Source organism: Pelagihabitans pacificus (assembly GCF_009371985.2).
In the GTDB taxonomy this organism is placed as follows: domain Bacteria; phylum Bacteroidota; class Bacteroidia; order Flavobacteriales; family Flavobacteriaceae; genus Pelagihabitans; species Pelagihabitans pacificus.
Genome location: NZ_VIKU02000005.1, coordinates 295,385 through 317,645 on the forward strand (window position 1 = coordinate 295,385; position 22,261 = coordinate 317,645).

Annotated in this window: 16 protein-coding genes; 5 read left to right on the plus strand and 11 right to left on the minus strand. The window is 44.3% G+C overall.

What is annotated here, in order from left to right:
- The first annotated feature begins 324 nt into the window (after window positions 1–324).
- The 3 genes from FK220_RS16710 (at window position 325) to FK220_RS16720 (ending at window position 8,674) form a co-directional block, all read left to right on the plus strand.
- Complete coding sequence (locus FK220_RS16710; RefSeq protein WP_152575484.1) at window positions 325–5,340, plus strand: translocation/assembly module TamB domain-containing protein; 5,016 nt, start codon at window positions 325–327, stop codon at window positions 5,338–5,340.
- Window positions 5,333–7,651 carry a translocation and assembly module lipoprotein TamL gene (gene tamL, locus FK220_RS16715; RefSeq protein ID WP_152575485.1) on the plus strand — a complete coding sequence of 773 codons (2,319 nt, stop codon included), beginning with the start codon at window positions 5,333–5,335 and terminating at the stop codon, window positions 7,649–7,651. Before FK220_RS16710 ends, tamL begins: the two co-directional genes overlap by 8 nt.
- A gap of 75 nt (window positions 7,652–7,726) precedes the next feature.
- Entirely contained in the window at window positions 7,727–8,674 is a 948-nt protein-coding gene (locus tag FK220_RS16720; RefSeq protein ID WP_152575486.1) for a YihY/virulence factor BrkB family protein, read from the plus strand.
- Between the two features lie 56 nt (window positions 8,675–8,730).
- Here the strand turns inward: FK220_RS16720 and FK220_RS16725 are convergent, their stop codons facing one another.
- The 5 genes from FK220_RS16725 to FK220_RS16745 all read right to left on the minus strand — a co-directional run bounded on the left by FK220_RS16725 (window position 8,731) and on the right by FK220_RS16745 (window position 16,189).
- Entirely contained in the window at window positions 8,731–9,930 is a 1,200-nt protein-coding gene (locus FK220_RS16725; protein ID WP_152575487.1) for a Pycsar system effector family protein, read from the minus strand.
- 39 nt (window positions 9,931–9,969) lie between these two features.
- Complete coding sequence (locus FK220_RS16730) at window positions 9,970–13,674, minus strand: ShlB/FhaC/HecB family hemolysin secretion/activation protein (RefSeq protein ID WP_238719074.1); 3,705 nt, start codon at window positions 13,672–13,674, stop codon at window positions 9,970–9,972.
- A 182-nt stretch (window positions 13,675–13,856) separates the two neighbouring features.
- Window positions 13,857–14,540 carry a head GIN domain-containing protein gene (locus FK220_RS16735; protein ID WP_166204967.1) on the minus strand — a complete coding sequence of 228 codons (684 nt, stop codon included), beginning with the start codon at window positions 14,538–14,540 and terminating at the stop codon, window positions 13,857–13,859.
- A gap of 105 nt (window positions 14,541–14,645) precedes the next feature.
- Entirely contained in the window at window positions 14,646–14,816 is a 171-nt protein-coding gene (locus tag FK220_RS16740; protein ID WP_166204969.1) for a hypothetical protein, read from the minus strand.
- A gap of 14 nt (window positions 14,817–14,830) precedes the next feature.
- Window positions 14,831–16,189 carry an NAD-dependent succinate-semialdehyde dehydrogenase gene (locus tag FK220_RS16745; RefSeq protein WP_152575490.1) on the minus strand — a complete coding sequence of 453 codons (1,359 nt, stop codon included), beginning with the start codon at window positions 16,187–16,189 and terminating at the stop codon, window positions 14,831–14,833.
- A gap of 183 nt (window positions 16,190–16,372) precedes the next feature.
- On the opposite strand from FK220_RS16745, the gene FK220_RS16750 reads away from it, so the two are divergent.
- Entirely contained in the window at window positions 16,373–16,702 is a 330-nt protein-coding gene (locus FK220_RS16750; RefSeq protein ID WP_152575491.1) for a YtxH domain-containing protein, read from the plus strand.
- A gap of 1 nt (window position 16,703) precedes the next feature.
- Window positions 16,704–17,057, plus strand: coding sequence for a hypothetical protein (locus tag FK220_RS16755; RefSeq protein ID WP_152575492.1), 354 nt, complete (start codon window positions 16,704–16,706; stop codon window positions 17,055–17,057).
- Between the two features lie 276 nt (window positions 17,058–17,333).
- On the opposite strand, the gene FK220_RS16760 is transcribed toward FK220_RS16755, so the two are convergent.
- From FK220_RS16760 to FK220_RS16785, 6 genes are all read right to left on the minus strand, one after another.
- Window positions 17,334–17,858 (minus strand): DUF3124 domain-containing protein, encoded by a 525-nt coding sequence (locus tag FK220_RS16760; protein WP_152575494.1) that lies wholly within the window; start codon window positions 17,856–17,858, stop codon window positions 17,334–17,336.
- Between the two features lie 67 nt (window positions 17,859–17,925).
- A complete protein-coding gene (locus FK220_RS16765) occupies window positions 17,926–18,960 on the minus strand; it encodes a helix-turn-helix transcriptional regulator (protein ID WP_152575495.1) in 1,035 nt (344 codons plus the stop codon).
- Window positions 18,961–19,125: 165 nt separating this feature from the next.
- Window positions 19,126–19,605 carry a hypothetical protein gene (locus tag FK220_RS16770; RefSeq protein WP_152575496.1) on the minus strand — a complete coding sequence of 160 codons (480 nt, stop codon included), beginning with the start codon at window positions 19,603–19,605 and terminating at the stop codon, window positions 19,126–19,128.
- Window positions 19,606–19,705: 100 nt separating this feature from the next.
- Window positions 19,706–20,215 carry a Dps family protein gene (locus FK220_RS16775; RefSeq protein ID WP_152575497.1) on the minus strand — a complete coding sequence of 170 codons (510 nt, stop codon included), beginning with the start codon at window positions 20,213–20,215 and terminating at the stop codon, window positions 19,706–19,708.
- Window positions 20,216–20,362: 147 nt separating this feature from the next.
- The gene (locus tag FK220_RS16780; protein WP_152575498.1) at window positions 20,363–20,965 is read right to left on the minus strand and encodes a DUF2652 domain-containing protein; all 603 of its coding nucleotides are present in this window, start codon (window positions 20,963–20,965) and stop codon (window positions 20,363–20,365) included.
- A 15-nt stretch (window positions 20,966–20,980) separates the two neighbouring features.
- Window positions 20,981–22,258: a DUF2254 domain-containing protein gene (locus tag FK220_RS16785; protein WP_166204971.1), complete on the minus strand. Its 1,278-nt coding sequence runs from the start codon at window positions 22,256–22,258 to the stop codon at window positions 20,981–20,983.
- Between the last annotated feature and the right edge of the window lie 3 nt (window positions 22,259–22,261).

A 22,261-nucleotide genomic window follows, 5' to 3' on the forward strand; every position in this document is an offset into this window, starting at 1 on the left:
AGCAATAATGATGACCAGTGTCAATACTACCCATAGATTGTAGGTTCGCCTTTTTATTTTTTTCCGTTTTCTTAGGGATGGTTTCATTTGCATTGTAATTTTTACACCAAGACAATAGACTAGGACATATGCGTAGTCACAACCGTGCCGGCTACTTGAAGAAAATCTATTGTTACTACAAAAAACGGAATAAGTCTGAAACGACCTTATTCCATATGATCAAAATTTTCGCTGTAATAAGTTAATAGAATATTAAGAGTACGATTTTGATAGAAGATTTACCTTTAGTGTTAGTTGGTCTTCTTTTTACGGCAACCCCCATAGATGAACAAAAAGAAACGCATATATCGCATTTTAAAACGCATCGCAAAGGGGTTTGCGATGCTTTTTCTTTTGTGTATACTCATCATTCTATTCATACGAAGTCCTTGGGGACAGCGGGTGATAAAAAACCAACTCGTTTCGTACGTTGTTGGGCAAACGGGTGCAAAAATGACCGTGGACAAACTCTTCGTCACCTTTTCGGGTGATTTGGAGCTGCAAGGGCTCTATCTGGCCGACTTACAGAATGATACACTCCTGTATTCCAAAAACTGGAACGCCGACCTTGCGTTCGGCCCACTGCTTTTTGGAAATACCCTGCAGATAGAGGAACTTGAATGGACGGGCGTGGTCGCCAATATCACCAGGGATGCCGATACGGAAGAATTTAATTTTACCTTCCTTTTGGATGCCTTTGCCCTAGAAGAACCGGAACCTGAAGAAGAAAATACGGAACCGATGTCCTTTGAAGTTCAATCCATAGCACTTACCGACTTCCGAATACGTTATTTGGATCAATTTTTGGGCGTTGAAAGCGATTTGGAAATCGGAAAGCTGCAGTCGGGATTCGAAAAATTGGATTTGGAACGACTGCAGTTTCATTTTGATGAGACCCTACTTTCAGATTCCAATCTCTCCTATCTACAAAGTGCTGCATTTCCTGAAACAGCCCAAGAAGAGGATTCGCCCCTGCCACAATTGACCTTCGAGGAAATAGGCATAAAAGGGGTCGAACTACAATACCGTTCCCTCTCGGAAAGTCTTTCCATGAATGCCATGATCGATCGTCTTACGCTTGGGATACCAACGATTAATCTTGACACCGACACTTTTGAAATTGATGAACTATCGCTTTCGAACTCCAAAATAGCCTTGGAACTTACCGGAGAGATGGAAACAGCCGCAACGAAGGAGACCGAGGTCAACCCAGCTTTTTCATGGCCAGACATCCGAATCAAGGCAAGCAATATCGATATTAGTCGGAACGAGTTCATTTTCAATGCAAACCCAACTACCGACTCCGATAGCATTCAAAATGTATTCGACCCTAACCAGCTACATGTTACGGGGCTAGGATTCACGGTAAGCGTATTGGACTACAGACCAAAACAGCTTCGGATGGCCATTGAGAGATTTGAGTTTGAGGATAAAAGTGGCTTGGCCCTGCAGACATTCCAAATGAAAGGAACTATGAATGAAGAACGGTTACGGTTTTCCGACTTGCACATCCAAACCTCGGAAAGTAGCATTCAGGGTTCGATCGCATTGGATTATGAATCGCTTAACAAATTATTGAATCAGCCCGGGACCGTCAAGGTCGATGCAGAATTACCTTATTTTAAGATAGGATTGAAAGAGTTACTTGTTTTTCAACCAAACCTGGCAACAAACGAGCTATTCATGGCGGTAGCGGAATCGCCTTTTGTGGGTCGGTTGATGATTCAGGGTACCATGGCAGCGCTTGCTTTGGAAAATACCGAGGTCACATGGGGGGATCGAACCTCCCTGGACATTGCAGGTATTTTGTACCAACCTACCTCGATCGATTCACTTCACTTTGATATCAATAACCTTCAGGCCGTTTCAAGCCGGGAAGATTTGCAAAAATTCCCGGCTTTGAAGGACAGTTTGTTAACGCTTCCGGACAAGATGGTTCTATCAGGAAAGGCATCCGGTTCCCTTAGCGATGTAGCAGCCAATGTAAACTTGGAATCCACATTGGGCTCTATTCGTTTTAAAGGGCGCGGAGGTGTTCCCGATATTCCCTTTGTGAATGGAACTGTGACAGTCGATAGCCTAGAGTTGGGCACTTTGTTGAACAACCCCGAATTCGGGCTCTTGCAGTTTACCGTTGATGCCTCCCTTTCAGGTGAAAAACTGTCTACGCTCGATGGGAATTTTGACCTTAGGCTCGCGTTACTTGAATGGAGCGGATACCGCTTCGATAACCTATCATCCAACGGAAAAATCGATGACGGCCAAGGAACCATCGACCTGGCCTATACAGATATAAACCTCAACTTCGACTCTCGAACCGCAGTTCGCCTCGACAGTGCCGATTACGATGTCTCCACAACCATCGATCTTAAGGGAGCCGATCTAAATGCGCTTGGCTTGATGGAAGAAAATGTTAAGATAGGCGCCCAAATAAAGGGAGGGTTCAAAGGAACCAAGGAGGACTATACGATTACCTCTGAACTTTCCGAAGTGGTCTCTGTGCGAAATGACGAACAATTTCAAACGGGTGACATCATGGTGAACATCGATGTCGGTCCCGCCTCTTCCACTGCCAACATTGAAAGCGATTTTCTAAAGGCTCGTTTGAACGCTAGTGGTACTCCCAATCAAATAATCGTTGCCTTACGCCAACAATTCGAAGGCTATTTTGAGGAAAATGTACCAAAGCCTGCACCAAACGACTCCCTTTCCTTATCAATGAATGCAAGCCTTACCCCGGAACCCATTTTGACCGAGGTATTTTTGAAGGGGATTACCAGGCTTGATTCGGTTTCCATGAATGCCTCTTACAGCGCCGCTACAAAAAAAATACATGCGGAACTACACCTACCGTATGCCGAATATCAAGGTGCCTTGGTCGACAGTCTCCACTTTACCGTCGATGGTGACGCCACCAACCTTTCGTTCTCATCCGGCCTGGCAAGTTTGCAGTACGAACCCGTTCATATCAAGAAGACCTATTTCGAGGGAAAGCTCGGTAATCAAGAACTGCTATTGGACTTCCTCTCATATGACGAAGACGAAAAATTGATGCACGTTGCCTCGGAAATGCGGTGGGTGCAGGATACGTTGCAGCTACATATCGATCCGACCGAACTTATCTTTAAGAAAAAACCATGGTCTATCCCCGATAACAACCTGCTGGTCTTTTCCAAAAACAATCTTCATTTTGAGCAAATGCGCTTTTCAAGGAATGATCAGTTGATTGAATTGAGCGATGCCGTTTCCGGAATTGCTACCGAACATCTTGGCATCCTTTTTAGCAATTTTCGGCTACAGACTTTTTTAAGTCTATTCAATCCCGACGAATCCCTTGTCTCCGGAAAAGTACAGGGTAAATTGATTTTGGAAAACCCTTTTACGGCCACGGGCCTGATTGCCGATATGCAAATCGAGGATTTGGGACTACTCGACAATCGTCTGGGAAATCTTGATTTGGAGGCCTCCTCCCAAGGACCATCCGATTACGAACTGGATCTGGCCCTTAAAGATGGTGGAATACTCCTCGACCTTTCAGGTGAATACAGAGCCGCTGCCCAAGGTGCCGCCACATTGGATTTGTTGTTGGATATCGAAAAACTGGAAACCGCCGTCATAGCGGGGTTTTTAAAGGGGGATCTGGCAAAGCCCAAAGGTTACCTTTCCGGAAAATTCGATCTTATGGGTACTATGGATGAACCTATCTATAAGGGTACGCTTTCATTTAACGATACGGCTTTTGAGGTCGTTCCCTTGGACACTACCTTCGAGATTACCGATGAAACCGTGACTATCGATGAGAAGTCGGTACGCTTTGGGGAATTTACCATCCGGGATGCCAAGGGAAGTTTTTTTACGGTTGAAGGAAGCATCGATACCGAGAATATCCCCAACCCCGGATTCGATTTGAATTTCAAGACCGAGGAATTTCGGTTGCTCGACTCTACCAAAGAGGACAATGAACTCTATTATGGCATTGCCAGCATCGATGCCGATGTGGACCTGAAGGGTACCTTGGACTTGCCCGAACTGGACGGTCGACTTCGGATTCGTAAAGTGACTGAATTAACCTATGTAGTCCCGGAAGAACAACTGGACATCGAAGAACGCGACGGAGTGGTCATTTTTGTAAATCGTGAAAATCCCAATGCCATCCTTACCCGTAGCGAAGAACGTTCAGCTCCAGATCTGTTCAGGGGTTTTGACATCTCCCTGCTAGTCGAAGTGGCAGAAGACGCTCTTTTTTCGGTCGTTTTGGATGAAAAGACCGGGGATGTTCTTCAAGTGGCCGGGGATGCGACCTTGAATCTAAACCTCAGCCCGAACGGATCAGTAGGGCTTACTGGGAAATATGAGCTGACCGATGGCTACTATCGCACGAGCCTTTACAACCTGGTCTCGCGAAGGTTCGACATCAATCCCGGGAGTACCATCACTTGGAAAGGTGACCCCATGGATGCCGATTTGGATGTTACCGCCATCTATCGGGTAGAAACCTCCGCCGCTCCTTTGATGGCAACGGAAACTTCCGGGGTAGAGGCCGGGCTGGCCGCCAAATACCAGCAAGTGATGCCTTTCTTGGTCTATCTAAACGTCGATGGTGCGCTCACCTCCCCCAAGCTGTCTTTTGATTTGGGCATTCCCGAAAGTGCGCAGGGTGATCTTGGTGGTGCGGTTTATGGCAAGGTACAGCAATTGAACGAACAGGAAACCGAGCTCAACAAACAAGTTTTTTCACTTCTGGCCTTGAACCGCTTTTTTCCTAACACGGGAAGTGATGGTAGCAGCGGCGGGGCAGCGGGATTGGCAAGAAATAATATCAACAAGGTGCTTTCCGGAGAATTGAACGCATTTTCCGATAAAGTATTGGGCGACAGCGGGTTTGAGTTGGATTTTGATTTGGATAGTTTTACCGACTATTCGGGGGAAAGCGCACAAGACCGTACCCAATTGAATGTCAACGCCCGAAAGCGACTGTTCGATGACCGCTTGATCGTGACCGCGGGCAGTGCCATCGATGTGGAGGGAAGTGCCCAAGCAGGACAAGAGGAAACACCCATAATCGGGAATGTAAGCCTGGAATATTTACTGACGGAGAATGGACGGTATCGCCTAAAGGGCTTTCGAAAGAGCGAATATGTCAACGTCATCGACGGCCAATTGATCGTAACCGGACTCGCCCTTATTTTTGATAGGGAGTTCAATTCGTTCAGTGAACTGTTCAATCCCCTGAAAACCGATTCCAAAACAACGCCTCAAAAGGAAAAGCAGCCAACCCAAAGCAAAAAAAAGGATGATTAGTAGGATATGGAAAACCCTGCCACCATTGTACTTGATGGTACTTTGCCTAGTACAGTCCTGTAGTGTACAGCGATTTGTTCCTGAAAACGAACGGTTGTACGGGGGAGCTGACATCCAAATTGAAAAAAATGATAGCATCGAGAAGATTCCTGCGGTCAGGAACGAGTTGGAATTACTCTTACAACCACAACCCAATACCTCATTTTTGGGAATGCGACTACCACTCTTTTTTCACTTTAAGGCACAAAGGGAACGTCCAGGTTTTCTTTACAGGTGGTTGAATAAAAATTTTGGGGAAGAACCGGTGTATTTTTCGGATGTCGATCCCCAGCGAATGGAAGGGTTGATGCGAAACAGGCTCGACAACCATGGTTTTTTCTATAGTACGATACAGTCGGAAATTGATAGTACGCACCAGGCGGCTACCGTTTCGTACCGTGCCACGATCCCACAACCCTATGTGATGGAAAGGTACCAATTAGAAAGCGATAGCTCCCAAGCCTACAAGGCGATCGGCGAGACCTTGGGAGAATCGCTCTTGGAGAAAGGTGATCGGTTTGACCTTGCGTTGATGAAATCGGAACGGGAACGTATCGATAATCGTCTCAAACAGCAGGGGTATTATAATTTCAATCCCGATTTTTTAATTTTTGAAGCAGATACCAACCAATATCGGAACAGGCGTTTTGACCTGTTCCTGAGGTTTAAAAAGGAAGTTCCGCAAAAGGCAAAGATTCCGTATGAAATCGGAAAAATTACCGTGTACCCCGAATACAAGATTACCAACGATACCACACGCCAGGAACATACGGTCTACGAAGGAATCGATTTTGTTCAAGATGACGATTTTTTCAAACCCAAGCGTTTGGCGCCTTATATATTATTAAAGGAAGGACAACGTTACAACGCCGAAACGGCAAGGTTGACAAGCAACAGGTTGTCGGGCATCGGTAGTTATAAGTACGCCAATATCCAGTTCAAGGAAGTTGACACCACCCTACAAAAAGACAGTACGGGACTGTTAAACGTCGATATCTTCCTTTCACCCCTTACCAAAAGGTCCTTACGGGCGGAACTAAAGGCAATCACTAAATCAAACGGTTTCACCGGGCCTGGAATTTCGGTTACCTACAGCAATCGAAACCTTTTCCACGGAGGAGAAACACTCAATATCAACGGTAGTTTTTCCTATGAGGCCCAGCTCACCGGAGGTAATAATGAAGGACTTAATAGCATCGTCGGCGGGCTTAAGACCGAGTTGGTGATTCCCAGACTGGTACCCTTTTCTCCCAGTAGGTTCCGATATGCGGTGCCAAAAACCAGAATCAGCCTTGGTGGTGATTTCTTGAATCGAAGCAAGCTGTATACCCTGACCTCCATTAATAGCGTTTTCGGCTATACCTGGAACGCCAATAGATTTGTTTACCATGAACTCAACCCGATCAGTGTCAACTACACCAATCTTGCCAATACCACAGCGGAATTTGATACCATTTTGGATGAGAATCCTTTTTTACGAACCAGTTTTGAACAACAGTTTATCGCCGGGCTCAACTACGGCTTCACCTATAACGAATTGGTAGACGGGGATAAGACACGACCCATTTTCTTTTCGGCCAATTGGGATATTGCCGGAAACCTGCTCAATCTGGTGAGTGGTGGAAAAAGGGAAGTCTTTGGTCTAGAGTATGCCCAATATGCGAAACTCGATGCCGATTTTCGATATTATTGGAAATGGGGTAAGCAGCAAACATTGGTCAGTAGGCTGTATGCAGGGTGGGGTCTCCCCTTTGGAAATTCGGTGACCTTACCCTTTGCCAAGCAATTTTTTTCCGGAGGGCCCTATAGCGTTCGAGCCTTTCAAATACGGTCGTTGGGTCCCGGCACCTTTCAATCGACCGACACCGATGGCAGCAGTTTTTTTGACCAATCGGGTAACCTTCGGTTAGAGGCGAATCTGGAATATCGATTTCCCATCTGGTCGTACTTAAAAGGAGCGTTCTTCGCCGATGCCGGCAACGTGTGGTTGACCTATGATATCGACCTTCCCCTCGATGAGCCGGAAGAAAGCAGGGCTTTCAACGAAGAGTTGATAGCCAAAGGGCGTTTTGGTTCAAATTGGGTCAGCCAGCTGGGAGTGGGAGTGGGACTAGGGCTTCGAGTAGATATCCAGAGCTTTGTGATTCGATTGGATGTAGCCTCTCCTTGGCGAGTTCCGTATCTCCCGGAAAACGAACGAAGCCGAATACCTTTTTTCGGAAGTGGCGACAATAATCTAGTATGGAATTTTGCAATTGGATATCCATTTTGAACAACACCGACCCATTTATGAAATAAGTAAAAAAAAACGATGTCTTGAAGATTGTTTGATATAAAACCAAAGACGATGACCGACAACAATGAGTTCAACAACGAATCACGACAGGGCAAAGGAAAATTCAAACTGCGCCATCTCCCCTCGATCATTGCCGAAACGTATAGGGAATGGATGTCGAACAGCCCTTTTCGACTGAGTGCGGTGGTAGCGTATTACGCAGTCTTATCGCTCCCGGCCTTGCTTATTATCATCCTAAACAGTGTCGGGGCCATCTGGGGAACCGAGGTAGTACAGGGAAAGTTGTCGGACGAATTCTCAATGGCCTTGGGGAAAGATGCCGCCGCCGCGATCGAAGCCATGATACGGGAAACCCAAGACCAAGAAAAGAATACGATTTCCACCATTATCGGTATAGCCGTATTACTTTACGGTGCCACGGGGGTATTTTATCAACTAAAAATTTCATTGAACAACATCTGGTATATCAAGCCCAAACCCAAGGTGTTGATCTGGAAGATTATTATGGATAGGGCCCAAAGCTTTGCTTTTATCCTAGTCATCGCCTTTCTTTTATTGACCAGTTTTATTCTCACCGCCGCTATTACCGCCCTTACGGATTTCATATCGTCGCAGCTTCCCGACATCGTACTATACCTTGCCTATTTACTTGATTTTATCATTTCCGTGGCAATAATATCCTTGCTGTTTGCCCTGATGTTCAAGTTCCTCCCCGACGTTAAAATCCGATGGAAAACGGTTTGGGTCGGTGCCGTACTCACGGCGGTATTATTTGTGATAGGCAAGTTGCTCTTGAGCCTATACTTTGGTCAGGCACAGCCAGGTTCTACCTACGGGGCCGCGGGTACTTTGATACTGATCCTGTTATGGGTATCCTATTCAAGTTTACTGCTTTTTTTCGGAGCGGAATTTACCTACGTGTTTGCGGAAAGGTATGGTCACGGCATACGGCCCAGTGAAATTGCAGAGGTCGATACGGCCCGAAAGCAGGAAAATTGATGTCGGTAATCGTGCCGGCGTCCTGTCCACAATCACTAATTAGGATGGGTTCCCTCCTACATTACCTCCATAATTCGTTCCGGTCCATAAAATTTGAATGCGATGCCGAAGGCAATGACCGATAGGATCATCCCCAACATAAAAATGGTATAGGTCCATCGTAATATACGATACTTGCGTTCCAGGACGATTCCGAGATAGTACAGGTCCTTGGTGAGCGATTTATAGATATAGTCCTTGTCTTTCAGCATCGTACCAATTGCTGCCTCGTAATCGGAAAGCTTCATTTTGTGAAAATTCCCAAAAAACAAGAGGTTTACCCTTTTCTTTGCCACGTCTTCCTGTGTAAACGTTCCACTAGTCACATTAGGGCGGGTGGCCGAGATGGAAAGAATCATGGATACGATGCTGAACACGATAAAAATAGCGGTCGGTACGATTAAATAATCGTTGGAAGGATTATCCAATTTTGGAAGCAAGTTCGACAAGGCCAAAGAAATGATTATGGCATTGACCGAAAGCAAAATATTAGACTTCGTATCGGCAATATCGCTAAGCTTAATATGATTCCGCAAGGTGGTACGATAAAGCGTTTGAATTCCCCTATCCGGACTCTCATTTTTGAATTTGGCCTTCAACCGCTCTTTTTTGATCAACCGCTTTTCTTTTTTACGGTCCTTGATGAGTCTTCTTAGGTTTTTATCCTTTCCCGGTTGCCAGTTTTCCTGGGCATAGGCAGTATAATAACGATGCTGTGTTCGAAACAATTGAATGTTTTCATTGCGCCATTCGGAGGTCGAGTAGTCTGCCTTTCCGGTATTGGATAGCTCCTCCCGTAAGGTTTCGGAAATGGCGCGAAAACTTTTTACCGAAAGGTGTCGGGCGTCGGCATCCCGAATGATCCGCTCCAGTTCGTTGGTGGGCTCATGTTCCCGGTGCGTTGCCATGATCAAGGAGCACACTTGTTCAATAAAATGCGGATCCTTGCCAAGTTCCTTAAGAAACGGTTTTGCAATGCTACAACTTTCCTTTTCATGGCCCTCAATGGTGACCGTATATCCCGTATCGTGCAGCCAAGCGGCCAGCAATAGTTGTTCCTTCTCTTCCTCGGTATGCGCTCCCGCTTCCAAAATTTCGCCTACCGCCCCAACCACCCTTTGGGTATGCCGCAGATTATGGAATAAAAATTCCGGACCTAGCTGGGTCGTCAAATGTTCCGTTACGAACGTACCGGTTTTCTCTATAGCTGTTTCCATCTCTCTATTAATTCGTTTACAAAGGTCACCAAAGGAATATCAAAATCCAAAACCGAAACCTACTTGGACCATAATGTCTTCGCTGGAGTTGAATACTCCGGCGTTGAATCCCAAATAGTTTCCTACCCCCACCCATAGCCCGATTCCTTGGGAAGTATGCCATCGGTCGGAGTTCTCATTGGGTTGCCAAACGCGACCATAATCAAACCCACCATAAGCACCCATGGTAACTGGTGCCAAAGCGGTCACATACCTTTTTATACGCCACCGGAGATCGGAAGACTGGTAGAAATACGACCTACCCGTGAAGCGTTCATCGCGAAATCCCCTTAATCCGTTATCTCCGCCAAGCGAGGGTGCATGGTAAAAGAAATAGTCCCCTCCAAAATTGGTTTTGTACTCGGCAGTGGTTCCAAACACCAAATCTCCTGAAGGAATCAATTTTCGACTTACCTCTGTTCGAAAAGCAAAATAGCCAAATTGATTATCATTTAACGACAAGTTTGCTTTGTATCCCAATGTAAGTCCAAAATACAACCCTTTGGTAGGGAAATCATCCGCATCATCGTTATAATAATAAAGCGATGTTTCCCCACCCGTATAGTATTGACGATTAAATATTTCGTCCCCAAAATTCTCTCTCGTGAACAATCGATCCCCTACCGCACTCAATTGATAGGACTCGAATAGGGGTCGAATACGCAGGGTGTAGTACGTAATCCCGGCACTTAGCTTAAATTGCTCCAAACGGGCACGATAGTAATCCCTTCCAAAAGTTTCCTCATTATTGAACGAATCGTTCCCAAGACCAAAAAAGTTCTTGGCATAACGATCGGAGGTCGCATAGGCGTCGACCTCAAAATTCCATTTAGGAAAGATGTTTGCGAACTGGCCCTTGTATGTAAGTTCCGTCGCTTGAAACTTAAAATGATATTTCGCGTGTAGCATATGCTTTTGACGAAATGGGTTTCCGTTGAAACCATTATAGATGAACGTATTCTTGGCTCCCAGAAACAGCCCATCGTCGGTTCGAAAACCAACGGTCGGCACCAAAATATTTCTACTGGGCTTAAAATGACGCCAGTGAAAAGTATTGGTCTTATACACATCTGTCAGCTGTTTGGCAGGATTCAATGCCTTGAAATCGGTTTCCTCATACGTCCAATCATATACTTTAAGTTTTTGCTTGTTGGTGATGGTAAATATATCTTTGCCATAGCCCCCTATCAATCGAATAAAAATCTTGGCTTTGTGGTCTCCAACGACCTCAAAACGGTCATCGTCTCCCAGGCCGTATATCCATATTTCCTTGGTTTCCCCGGGGTCGAATGTCCGCTGATAGAACTTTTCGTTGACCTCGTCGGTCAGCAGGCGTCGAATGATTACCGTGGTCGACCCGTTCCGTTCCCGAACCACTTTAATCACGTCGTCTTTTTCGGTGCCATGAAGGGCTACGGTTCGATTTAAGTGGGCCCCGTATTCGCGCGCATATTTCGGTAGGTCTTTCAACCGTTGTTTGAGACTTGCCTTTATGTAGTTCGAGGTGGAATCCTGAACCTCTTTTGGAAGTCGTAGGAATGCCTCATCGATAATGGTTTCCGGAAGATTCTGCTGGATGTAAAGGGCTTCCCGCTCCCAAGCCGCCGCATCGTAATCGGGTAATAAGGTTTGGTCCAATCGGTTGCCATTGTAATTGATCCATTTGACATCTTCGATGGTAGGGCCATATGACTGCCACTGTCTCGTAATTGGAATAAACCACTGTATCACTTCGACGGCATTACCGTCGAATCGGGGAAATGCATTGTCCCTATCCCTTGGAACCGGCATAAATTCCCTCTCCCCATCGGGTTTTTCGTATTCGACCCAGCGCCATTGGTCTTGATGACGGTCCCAGTCACCTAACAACATATCGAATACCCGGGCGCGTACATAACTCTGTTGGTCTACTGTGTAAGACTCGTCCCGTTTTATTTTTTCCAGCATGTCGGTCGTACTCTCAAAATCGGTTACTTTACCTTTTTCATCTATCGTACGGCGATACCCCTTGTAATTCACCTGTTCATCGGAAGGCCGTTGTTCGATATAATACAATTCATTTCCGAACTCCCCATTAAGGCGGCCCAGAGCCTTTTGTTTCGGGACATAGAACAGGCGTGTGTCGGCATGATTGACCCCGACCGCCCTGGCCATCGGGTTAATGACCATTTGCATATAAGGATGGGCCGAGGTGAAAAAATCGGAAATCAGTCGTTCCGGGAGGGAACCCATGTAATCGTCCTCGGTATAGGCCACTCCACGGACACTAAATTTTAGGTATTTTAGGGGATCTTTTCGGAGGGAACGCATCGAAAACTCACGTTGATCGCTATCTTCCAACCGAATGGAATAGGATTGATGGCCCCCTCCTTTCTTGGTAACTTCCAAACCACCGTATAGCGTGTCTAATAGGGAAACAGGTGCGGTTACCGGAATTCCGTAATAGCGGCGGTAACGTTTGCCCCAAAGATATTCGAAGAATGCCGTCCGCTCCTTTACTCCCTCCGGACCGTAGACCGAACGCTTCTGGGTCTTTGGCAATTCGGTCTGAAAATTTTCAGGTACCGAGTTTTGGGGAAAAGGGGGTACAAGGTCGAACGTATATTCTTTGTCGGCGGTCAGGAAGGTAACGGCCGAGGAACCATCGGTATAATAAACCAATTTGGCGAAACCCGGAGCCCCATAGGTAAACCTTCCTTCATAGGGGAGCGTGCCGCCCACGGCAGTGATATAATCCTTAGATCTCCTAGTGGGACGCACCTCACCGAGTGCCCCACTAATAAGTTGATGGATATTCCCTCCGGAGAGGTATTGCAGATTCTGTTCATGACCTGAGACTATCGTGATACGATCGGATTTTTTGGCTAAGGAACTGACCAAAATTCGTAGGTGATTGTATCTTCTAGACAGTAATTTGTCAGGGGAAAAAGCAGCTAGATTGTCTACCCCGCTCAACAAAGAGCCCACAATGGGTAGCGGTAACAAATGGCTCTTTAGACTTTTGGGTCCGGCAAATTCACCATTACTAAAAATAGGATGGTGCATGGCAATGACCAGATTCTTTTCCTGCGCATCATTGATATACCCTTCCAATTCTTCGGCGAAGCGTCGCCGGGTCACCACATCGGTACATTTGCTATTGATCCCTTCTACCCGGGACCAATTCGAATTGAACCATTTGGAATCGATTAGAAGCAAATCTAAATTTTCATTGATGATGCGATAGTCCAAGGGGCATCCGTTTTTTGGAAAGACATACTCATCCTGTACTGGATACTCGTCCAGATATTCCTCTGTCTTTTCCAGGTCTGAAATCTTTTTGCCCTTCCATTCATTGTTTCCAGGCAGAAATATGGTAAAACCTTTGAAATTCCCGATGAGATTCAACTGTTGCCCAATCAATTTCCTGTCGCGTGACCACGCGTCTTTTTCATCGGAAATATTATCTCCCAAAAGTAACAAGGTGCTATTGGCCTCCGCAGTCTGTAACTCCCGCTTCAAGATAGCCAGTACGGTTTCTCGGTCATTTTCGTATCCATTGCCAAACCCTCCGGCCAAAAAAAGTACATGATCAATTTCCTTTGGATCCCCCGCAACTTCGATCGGAGCAAGTTGAGGCCGATAGGTAGCACAGGAAGTGGGCACTATCAAAAAAATGATTCCACATATCAATGAAGCGATCAAGTGTGAATACGATTTTTCCAAATGTTGTATTTTTTTGATAAACGATTAACTGAAGTTAAGAAATAAAAAAAGGAAGGCACGGTCCCCACCAATACCTTCCTACGTCTTGCTATATGACAATGTCATATACCTTAACCTACTTTTGTAAAATTAACTCTAAGGTTGCGCCTTCTTTTGCCCATATTACCCATTTATTGACCCATTTACCGGACCACAATCTGACCTCCTAAGGTTTTGTCTTCCTTGACCGTCTCCGGATTTCCATATATTTCAATGGTACCGCCAGCGGTTACATTGGCATCTACGAATTCGTCGCTGTTGACGATGGCGGTTCCTCCAGCGAAAACAGTGACGTCTGTTTGGGATGCCGCCAATTTCTTACCGTCAAAGTCACCTCCGCTCCTGATATTAATTTCTTGATTCGTCGCGCTGCCCGTAACTTTTATCTTTCCCCCGGTTACCGCTTTGGTGTTCAAATTTCTGGTGGATACGACCGCATGCACTTCCCCCCCTTCCTGGGAACGCAAGGTAAGGTAGGGAGCTGTTAGTTCACCATCCGTTTTGATGACCGCCCCTTCGTTAGCGTCAAGAAGGCTTAGATTATTCGTATAATAAATGGTAACAAATGTCTCGTTTCCGGCCAAGAAGTTTTCAATTTCCATCTGTATCTTTAGCAAGCCATCCTTATTGACCAACTTTACCTCGTCCTGATTATCCCCGGAAATGACCGCGCTATTTTTATCGCTTTTTACCAAAGTGACATTGACCCGATCAAAGGCCTTGATTTCATTGAAATTATCGAGTTCTACTATGGTCTTATTTTCTTGAGCGGTAAGTGAAAGGCCCAAGAGACCACTTAATAGGAATGTCGTTATGATTTTTTTCATATTGTAGTGTTTTAGGATTATTTGCATTCTTTTCAAATGTAACAAGGTAGGGTGCTACAAATTACCCCTATCGCTCCAAATATTGATGCATACTGAAACACGTTACTAAAGGGGGCTTGTGAAATAAAAAGCCGACGCAATGATACCCAATAGCAACAGCGCCAGCACGAGAACGATAAAATAGGCACCCGTTTTTGTCTTGATATTCTTCTGAAAGATATACTGTCGGGTTGGTTCTTCGGGTTCTTTAATAAATTTGGTTTCCTCTTGCTTCATAGACTCTTTTTAATTTAATTGATATACACGGTTTTTTCATTGACGAACGCCAATATACCCTCTCGGGAAAGTTCTCTTCCATATCCGGAGTTTTTGGTACCTCCAAAAGGAAGCCTTGGATCTGACTTCACCATTTCATTTATAAAGAACGCCCCGTCCGGAATTTGGGAAATCGCTTTGCGGGCCTCTTCAATATCCTGGGTAAAGAGCATGGTTCCCAAGCCAAAATCGGAATTCCTTGCCATATCGATGGCGGCTTGTCTGTCCCTTACCTTAATAATGGCTGCTACCGGTCCGAAGGTTTCTTCCTTAAAAACGGGCATTTCCGCTGTTACTTTCGTCAGTAATGTTGGCTCGAAATAGGCTCCCTTTCTTGTGTTACCCATCACTACTTCAGCTCCCATTTCAACCGACTTTTTTACCTGGTCTTCCAACCCTTTTGCTAAATCCTCACGCGCCATGACGCTGATGTAGGTGTCCTCATCCATAGGTGATCCGGTTACAAACCCGGCTACTTTCTTTTTGAATTTGTCGAGGAACTCATCATAAATTGTTTCTACCACGATAAAACGTTTGGCAGCGATACAACTCTGCCCGTTGTTTTGCATACGCGCTTTAACCATTATATCAAGATGTTCGTCCAAATCGGCATCCTCCCAAACAACACACGCATTATTACCTCCCAGTTCCAAAACCGTTTTCTTTAGATTTTTACCTGCTATTTCGGCGATGGCCCGCCCCGCTTTTTCACTGCCCGTCAGGGAAACAGCTTGTACCACCTCATGACCGATCAATTCCTCAATGGCTTCATGGTCGGCCAATATCGCTTGAAAACATCCCTCAGGATAGCCCGCATCCACAAATAGCTGTTCAAGGGCCAAGGCACAACCTGTTACGTTTTCGGCATGTTTTAAAATAGCCGTATTCCCGGCGGTCAAGGTGGGGGCGGCAAAACGCAACACTTGCCAGAAAGGATAATTCCACGGCATAATGGCCAAAACCGTTCCCAAGGGGTCATAACTGATAAAGCTTTCAACGGCATCGGTCTCGATAAGGGCGTCCGACAAAAATTTTGCCCCGTTTTTAGCATAAAAATCACATACCCAGGCACACTTTTCTATTTCAGCCCTGCTTTGTACGATAGGCTTCCCCATTTCTTCGGTCATGAGTCGGGCCAAGGAGTCTGTACGTTCCAATAGTAAATCGGCCACCTTTTTTATCAATGTGGCTCTTTCAGTAATATCGGTTGCCGCCCACGCCGGGAAGGTGGCAGCGGATTTCTGCAGACAGTTGTTTATTTGTTCTTCGGAAAATCGTTCGTATTTCTTGATAAGTTTGCCCGTAAACGGGTTTGTAGTTTTAATGGTTGCCATATCGGTTTTTTATGTTGAATACAAAGATAGGGTCAACCAAAAATTGTCCTTGGTGCATATCCTATGAATATTGACCCGTTCGGCCTTCGGTAAAAACGTCAAGCTTTCTTCTGTTTGAGCTAAGGAATTCCAGTTTGATACCTCATCTTTGCAATGAACAAACTATTAATAACAATTTTATTTATGAGCAATAATTCAAATACAGCTTTAGGAATATTGGCCGGAGCGGCCATCGGTGCACTGGCCGGTATTCTCTTTGCCCCGGACAAGGGAAGTAATACAAGAAGAAAAATTGCCGAACAAGCAGCAGCGACACAGGAAAGTTTAAAGGAAAATGCACTGGATTTAAAAGAACGTGTCTCGGAAACCGTTGCCGTTCAAAAGGAAAACTTGGGCACAAGAGTGGAAAACCTCGTTTCCGATGTCAGCTATAAAACGGAAGATGTGATTACCACCTTGGAGGCCAAATTGAAAGAATTGAAAGCCAAGAACAAACAATTACAGAAAAGCTAGGATGGGCGTTTTCGATTCGTTGGAATCTACCTCCAAAGATGCTTTTGCCTCTGGTGAGCATTTTTTTGAATCCTCAAAGAAATATTATGAGCTGAGGATTTTTAAGCAACTCGCCATAACGACCACTTCATTGGTCAAAATTGTCTTGGTCGGTAGTTTCTGTTTGTTAGGCCTTCTTTTCGGGACTGTTGCCTTGGCCATCTATCTCGGTGATTATTTTGGCAGTCTGGTTCAAGGGTTTTTAACGACTGGGGTAATTTTATTCTGCATTGCCATCATTATTTTGCTTCTTAGAAAAAAGATGGATAAAAAAATCATTAGAAAACTTAGCGAAACCTTTTTTGACGAACCATGAAGCATTACAATACGCTAGAAGAAATTAACCATGACCTTAAGCGATATAGGTTACAACGCGAAATTGCTCTCGAGGAGGTCAAATCCATTAAATATCAACTTCAGAACGATTTACAACCCGCTAACTGGTTAAGCACTGTCTTGAGTGCCCTGAAAAAATATGGTATTATTTATTTTATACGTAAAATATTCAAATGATTACAGTGGTTTGTTAGGTTGATTGTGAAAAGCGTGTCCAACAGTGTAGATGCGCTTTTTGCTTTTCATATGGTCCCCGTTATTTGCCAATGGAATAGCCATCCGTCGCGAACGCAAACCCCTTATTACCATTTTCCCCTATCATAATCGCTTGCACCAAGGGTTCGATATCGGGTTGTTTGGCACTCATGACTACAATGAAATTGGCTCCTGTTCCTCCCAGCTCATTCTCTCTTTCTATTACGTAGTTGATGGTTGCCATAGGTTTGATGCTGATAGTGTTATCGATAAAGCTTTTCACTAACGTACCATCCGTATCGTAATAATCGATTTTTGATACAAAAAGCGAATCTTGGAAGCTGGTATTACGAATACTCAAGGTAGCGGCCAACAGCGTATGTTGATTTACCGCATCTACGTAAATATCACTATAAATGGGTACATATACCGTGTCGTTAAAAGCGATTTCATCTTTTTTTACCGGATTCTCCAGCTCCAGCGATTCCAGCTCGTCTTCTCCCGTCGCCGTTCGATTTGGTCGCTGTTCCACACATGCGTTCAAAAAAAGAATGATTAAAAGAAGAGGGGTGTAGCTTCGTTTCATATATCTACTATTTGATTTTTTTTGGATGATGTCAGCCTTCTAAACTTCAACAGCTTCCGCATACTTCTCAAACGGCCATTGGAACGAGCACATTTTCCTGGTATTCGCTAGGACTGATACCGAACTTTCTTTTGAAAATTTTGGAAAAGTAACTGCGACTGCTAAATCCGATGGAATAAACAATTTCTGAGATATTCATATCGGTGGTATTCATATAATCGCGGGCCTTTTCCAAACGTACATGTCTAATGTACTCCGTAACGGTGCGCGCATAGAGTACTTTAAAACCTTCCTGCAGTTTTGCCTGGGACAAACCCGAATGCAAGGATAACATCTCCAGGGAATAGTCTTTCGATACGTCTTTCAATATCATCTGGGCTACTTTCCTTACAATTCTAAGTTCCCTATTCAGTAAACTGGTTTTCGGCCGCTTGTTTTTGACCACCTTATCATGATCATGAATATGCATCGCCAAAATCTCGTAGACCAGACCCTCAATCTGCATAATTCGAATCATTCCCTTCGATTTCACCCTTCGCAAAGCAGTTATTTTATCGGCCAGTTTCAGGTCATAGGTGCCATAAAATGCATAAGCCTGTTCATGGTCGGTGTCCAAGAACACTTCATAGAGTTTACGATTAAGCTCGTCGACATTGTTCAACCGTTTGTTCAAGAACTTCTTGCGGCTGATTTGAATCACATTGATCGCCAATTTCTCCAATTTGGGAAAATATCCGTAATTGAGACCACCTTCCCTACTGGTAATGATAACCGACTGAAACTGCTCCAGTTTTCTGGTTTCGGCTTCGGATTGGTAACCGAACCGATGCTTGCAATACCCCTCCAGACAGTACGTAAAATGAATGGGATTGTATTGGGAAGCATCCATTTGAAGTTCAACATCGTCCATAAACGTGATATCATATTCCAAAAGGCTTACACCCCAGTCGAAGGTGATGAATCGAATACTTCCTTTGGCATTCCCATTATCCACCGTAAGGGTATGTTCGCCCCAGCGCTCATTTATCGTCCCACCAATGACTTCCTGTATTTGTCTTACGGTTCCTGCAGTGCTTTCTGCATCAACGACTATCTTAATCATCCGTATGGTTGTTGAAGATTACTGTATTTTGATTTTGTTCAAATATAATTAATTAAAAGTTAAACAAAATATAAGATTTTAGTTTTTAATGTGCCAAAGCAAATCAAAAATTGACAAAAAAAACCTCCAATGGTAGGAGGCTTTTACTTCATAAACGACGTTGTTTTATAGCACCATTATAAATTCATCCACGATAAAGAAATCCTTATCCGCCGTATTGGCAAAATAAATTCCCTCTCCTATGATGTACTCCAGACTCTTTCCATCTACCTCAACGGCAAACCCTTTATCGGTTTGGACGAGTTCAAAGGTGTCCGCCAACTGCTTTTCATATCGCAATACCAAAATTCTGTCCAGATTATTATCCACTGCACTGTTGATGGTAATCAATTTGGAGACTTGTGCAGGTTCATTTTTTCGGTCCCAATTCTCTAGGTTCTTGGTACTTTGTTCAAAAGAGGCCTTGTAGTCCCGTTGTTCCTGGATGGTCACTTTATAAGGTATTTTTGTCCCATCCTTGTCGTAGTTGAAGGTTTTAATCGTAGTGGTATTCAATTTTCCAGTGGTAACAGTATCTGTTTGTGCGTTCATCGTTACCATTGAGGAAGCAAACAGCATACCTGCCAATATCTTTACTATTTTCATTTTTTCTTATTTTTAAATTAAACTTATATTTCTCGATATCATTTGAAAAAGGTGCTTACATTAATATTATAAGCACCTTAACTTCTACTCTATTTTGGATTTATGATACCTTTTCCCTGTCACTAACTTTTAGCTGGTCCCTTGTATCTTGCCTAAAGGCATCCAGCATCCAACTTATCTTTTCCAATTCGCCCATATAGGCTCCAATCATATCCAAAGTTCCTTCATCACCTGCTTCTTCAGCGACCTTCATCACCCGACTCATTTGCTTTAAGATTTCCCCATGGTCTTTTAAAATTTCATCGACCATTTGGACATCGGATATCAAAGGGGAGGTTTCTTTAATCGAAGACACTTGCAAGTATTCGCCAAAAGTACTGATAGGGTGATAGCGCAAGGTTAAAATACGCTCGGCCAACTCATCGATTTTTGTTTTGGCATCATTGTACAATTCTTCGAATTTATTATGCAAATCAAAAAAGTTCTGCCCGAGGATATTCCAATGAAAGGCACGTAGTTTTTGATAGTACACGTGATAGTCTGCCAAGAGCAGATTTAGTTCGGAAACAATGGGTTCAATCTTTTTTTCGTTTATATTTAAATAGTTCATTTAGGTATAATTTTATATTACTTATTGTGACTCTCACAATTTTAACTTGTTATTACAAAGATAACTATGAAGCGACACTCCCTTTTGCTCATTTGCTAGGGATGTTGACGTTTTTAAGGGTAGACATTCAAGATGGTATCGATGGGGCTATTCCAACAAAGGTTTCAAACCGATATAGTGATAGCGGATCGGCCCTACATGTTCGTACACCTCCCGATGTTGCTTTAGTTCTCCCCATGGCAAATGACCTTGAAGGGTTTCACGAGGATACTGTTGTGTCAACGCTTCCGACAAGAGGATGTACTCGTCTATTGCAATCGTATTCTTCAGTAATCTATGGGCGACAATCAAATCTTCCCCCAGTAGTTTAATTCGTGCCCCTACCTTCACGGGGGCAATATTCGTACCGTAGTGCAATATGATTTTGAGACCAAGGACCTCTGGGATCAGGGCCGCACTATCCATTTCCCGGTATCTGGTTCTTAATTCATTCAATTGCTTATAAAATTCGGTATAAAAGTAGCGGCATTGGTCTACCAATGCCCGAAAGGAAGGTAATTTTCCCTGTCGGTAGAAAAGCACGGCATCTCCTTCGATTTCAGAAATCTTAAGTCCAATTTCATTGGAGTATACTATGTTGTTTAAAAGACTCGGTATTACTTTCGAACTCAGTTCAAAATCGGCTTCTCCCATAAACTCGGTGAAACCACTAATATCCGGTATGCATAATAAAGTGGGCTGTGCCTTCATTGTTCTAAGCTTTTGTTATGTTAAGAGTTGCTCAAGCGTGTTTCGATCTTTCTTATTGGAGATGTTATCCTCGATATCCTCTTTAATAGCATTCAACTCGCTAACGATTGCCTCGTGGGCCCTCGGGTCATTGCTACAACCCCTGTCGATATATTTCAAGGCCTTTACAAGTTCCGATAACACGGCCACATCGTTTTTTGCATAACGTCGTATCGGTTGCATCGTCGCCTGTAGCAGTGTATCGGCCGTGATATAGTTCTTTATAAGATACAAGGAGATTTCCTCATGGTTCATGCCGGTTTTTGGGGGTATGGTCAACGCCTTTCGCAACAGCTGACCCATTTTATGGACCGCCTCGATAGCGGTTCCCGGATCGTTGATGCCCGGTGACATGGCCTTTACAGCGATTTCCATCAGTTTTGTAAGCGTACTGACATAGCTTTCCGCACCATGACGATCTGATGAGATGTGCATCGCGAACAATAGCGAGTCCCGTTCCGAATCCGTAATAACCTGTTCGATACGCAGTGCCGTCTCCCCTTTCCACAAATGTGCATCGACATGTGGCAAAATTTCAATTCGTTGGGTCTTTTCCTTTAAGGAAGGTTCGATCAAGGCGGTATCGAAACCTTTGAAATAACCGGTCCTATCCATCCTGATCTCATGCCATTCCCGGGTATCTGGAAGTTCCTCGTCAGACCGATTTTCCACCTCATCAAGTATCTCCTCCAACGATTGTTTTCCAACCGTGAAAATGTTTTCAACGATACGATGTATTTGGATGGAGGATGAAATACCGTGGATAAAGGTAACGAACAACCCAAGACATACAATCCCGAACAGGGCCGCAATCATGACCAGCAGCCCAAAATGGTTACCATCGGAATTTCTGGAACCTAGGACAATTAATCCCATTAAACAATAGATAAGAGTACCTATATAGGTGCCTAAAATAATTTGATGTCTTTTATCCGATATAAGGCCGGGCAACAATCTCGGGGAAAAGTTGGTCGATGCCTGGTTTAAAACGACCATCACCATGGTAAAGCTAAAGACCGTAAGTGAAACCACTCCCCCGATAAGAACCGATAACAGGGTTTTGGCAATCTCGAGGTCCCTTATAATAAATTCGGGGAACGTATTTTTAAAGGAAGACAGTAACGGTCTTCGTTCCAAGGTTACCATTACCAATCCAAAAACTAAAAAGCAGGCACTGATCACTACCGGATAAAACGCGATACTGGTATAGATTTGTTTATATATCTTCTTAACGAATTTGAGCGCAGTTTTCATGGT

Excerpts from the sequence above, each read along its gene's own strand:
- FK220_RS16720 (WP_152575486.1), top strand. The coding sequence starts at position 7,727 with ATGACCGACAACAATGAGTTCAACAACGAATCACGACAGGGCAAAGGA.
- tamL (WP_152575485.1), top strand. The coding sequence starts at position 5,333 with ATGATTAGTAGGATATGGAAAACCCTGCCACCATTGTACTTGATGGTA.
- FK220_RS16740 (WP_166204969.1), bottom strand. The coding sequence starts at position 14,816 with ATGAAGCAAGAGGAAACCAAATTTATTAAAGAACCCGAAGAACCAACC.
- FK220_RS16710 (WP_152575484.1), top strand. The coding sequence starts at position 325 with ATGAACAAAAAGAAACGCATATATCGCATTTTAAAACGCATCGCAAAG.
- FK220_RS16725 (WP_152575487.1), bottom strand. The coding sequence starts at position 9,930 with ATGGAAACAGCTATAGAGAAAACCGGTACGTTCGTAACGGAACATTTG.
- FK220_RS16760 (WP_152575494.1), bottom strand. The coding sequence starts at position 17,858 with ATGAAACGAAGCTACACCCCTCTTCTTTTAATCATTCTTTTTTTGAAC.
- FK220_RS16735 (WP_166204967.1), bottom strand. The coding sequence starts at position 14,540 with ATGAAAAAAATCATAACGACATTCCTATTAAGTGGTCTCTTGGGCCTT.
- FK220_RS16755 (WP_152575492.1), top strand. The coding sequence starts at position 16,704 with ATGGGCGTTTTCGATTCGTTGGAATCTACCTCCAAAGATGCTTTTGCC.
- FK220_RS16775 (WP_152575497.1), bottom strand. The coding sequence starts at position 20,215 with ATGAACTATTTAAATATAAACGAAAAAAAGATTGAACCCATTGTTTCC.
- FK220_RS16785 (WP_166204971.1), bottom strand. The coding sequence starts at position 22,258 with ATGAAAACTGCGCTCAAATTCGTTAAGAAGATATATAAACAAATCTAT.
- FK220_RS16770 (WP_152575496.1), bottom strand. The coding sequence starts at position 19,605 with ATGAAAATAGTAAAGATATTGGCAGGTATGCTGTTTGCTTCCTCAATG.
- FK220_RS16745 (WP_152575490.1), bottom strand. The coding sequence starts at position 16,189 with ATGGCAACCATTAAAACTACAAACCCGTTTACGGGCAAACTTATCAAG.
- FK220_RS16765 (WP_152575495.1), bottom strand. The coding sequence starts at position 18,960 with ATGATTAAGATAGTCGTTGATGCAGAAAGCACTGCAGGAACCGTAAGA.
- FK220_RS16780 (WP_152575498.1), bottom strand. The coding sequence starts at position 20,965 with ATGAAGGCACAGCCCACTTTATTATGCATACCGGATATTAGTGGTTTC.
- FK220_RS16750 (WP_152575491.1), top strand. The coding sequence starts at position 16,373 with ATGAGCAATAATTCAAATACAGCTTTAGGAATATTGGCCGGAGCGGCC.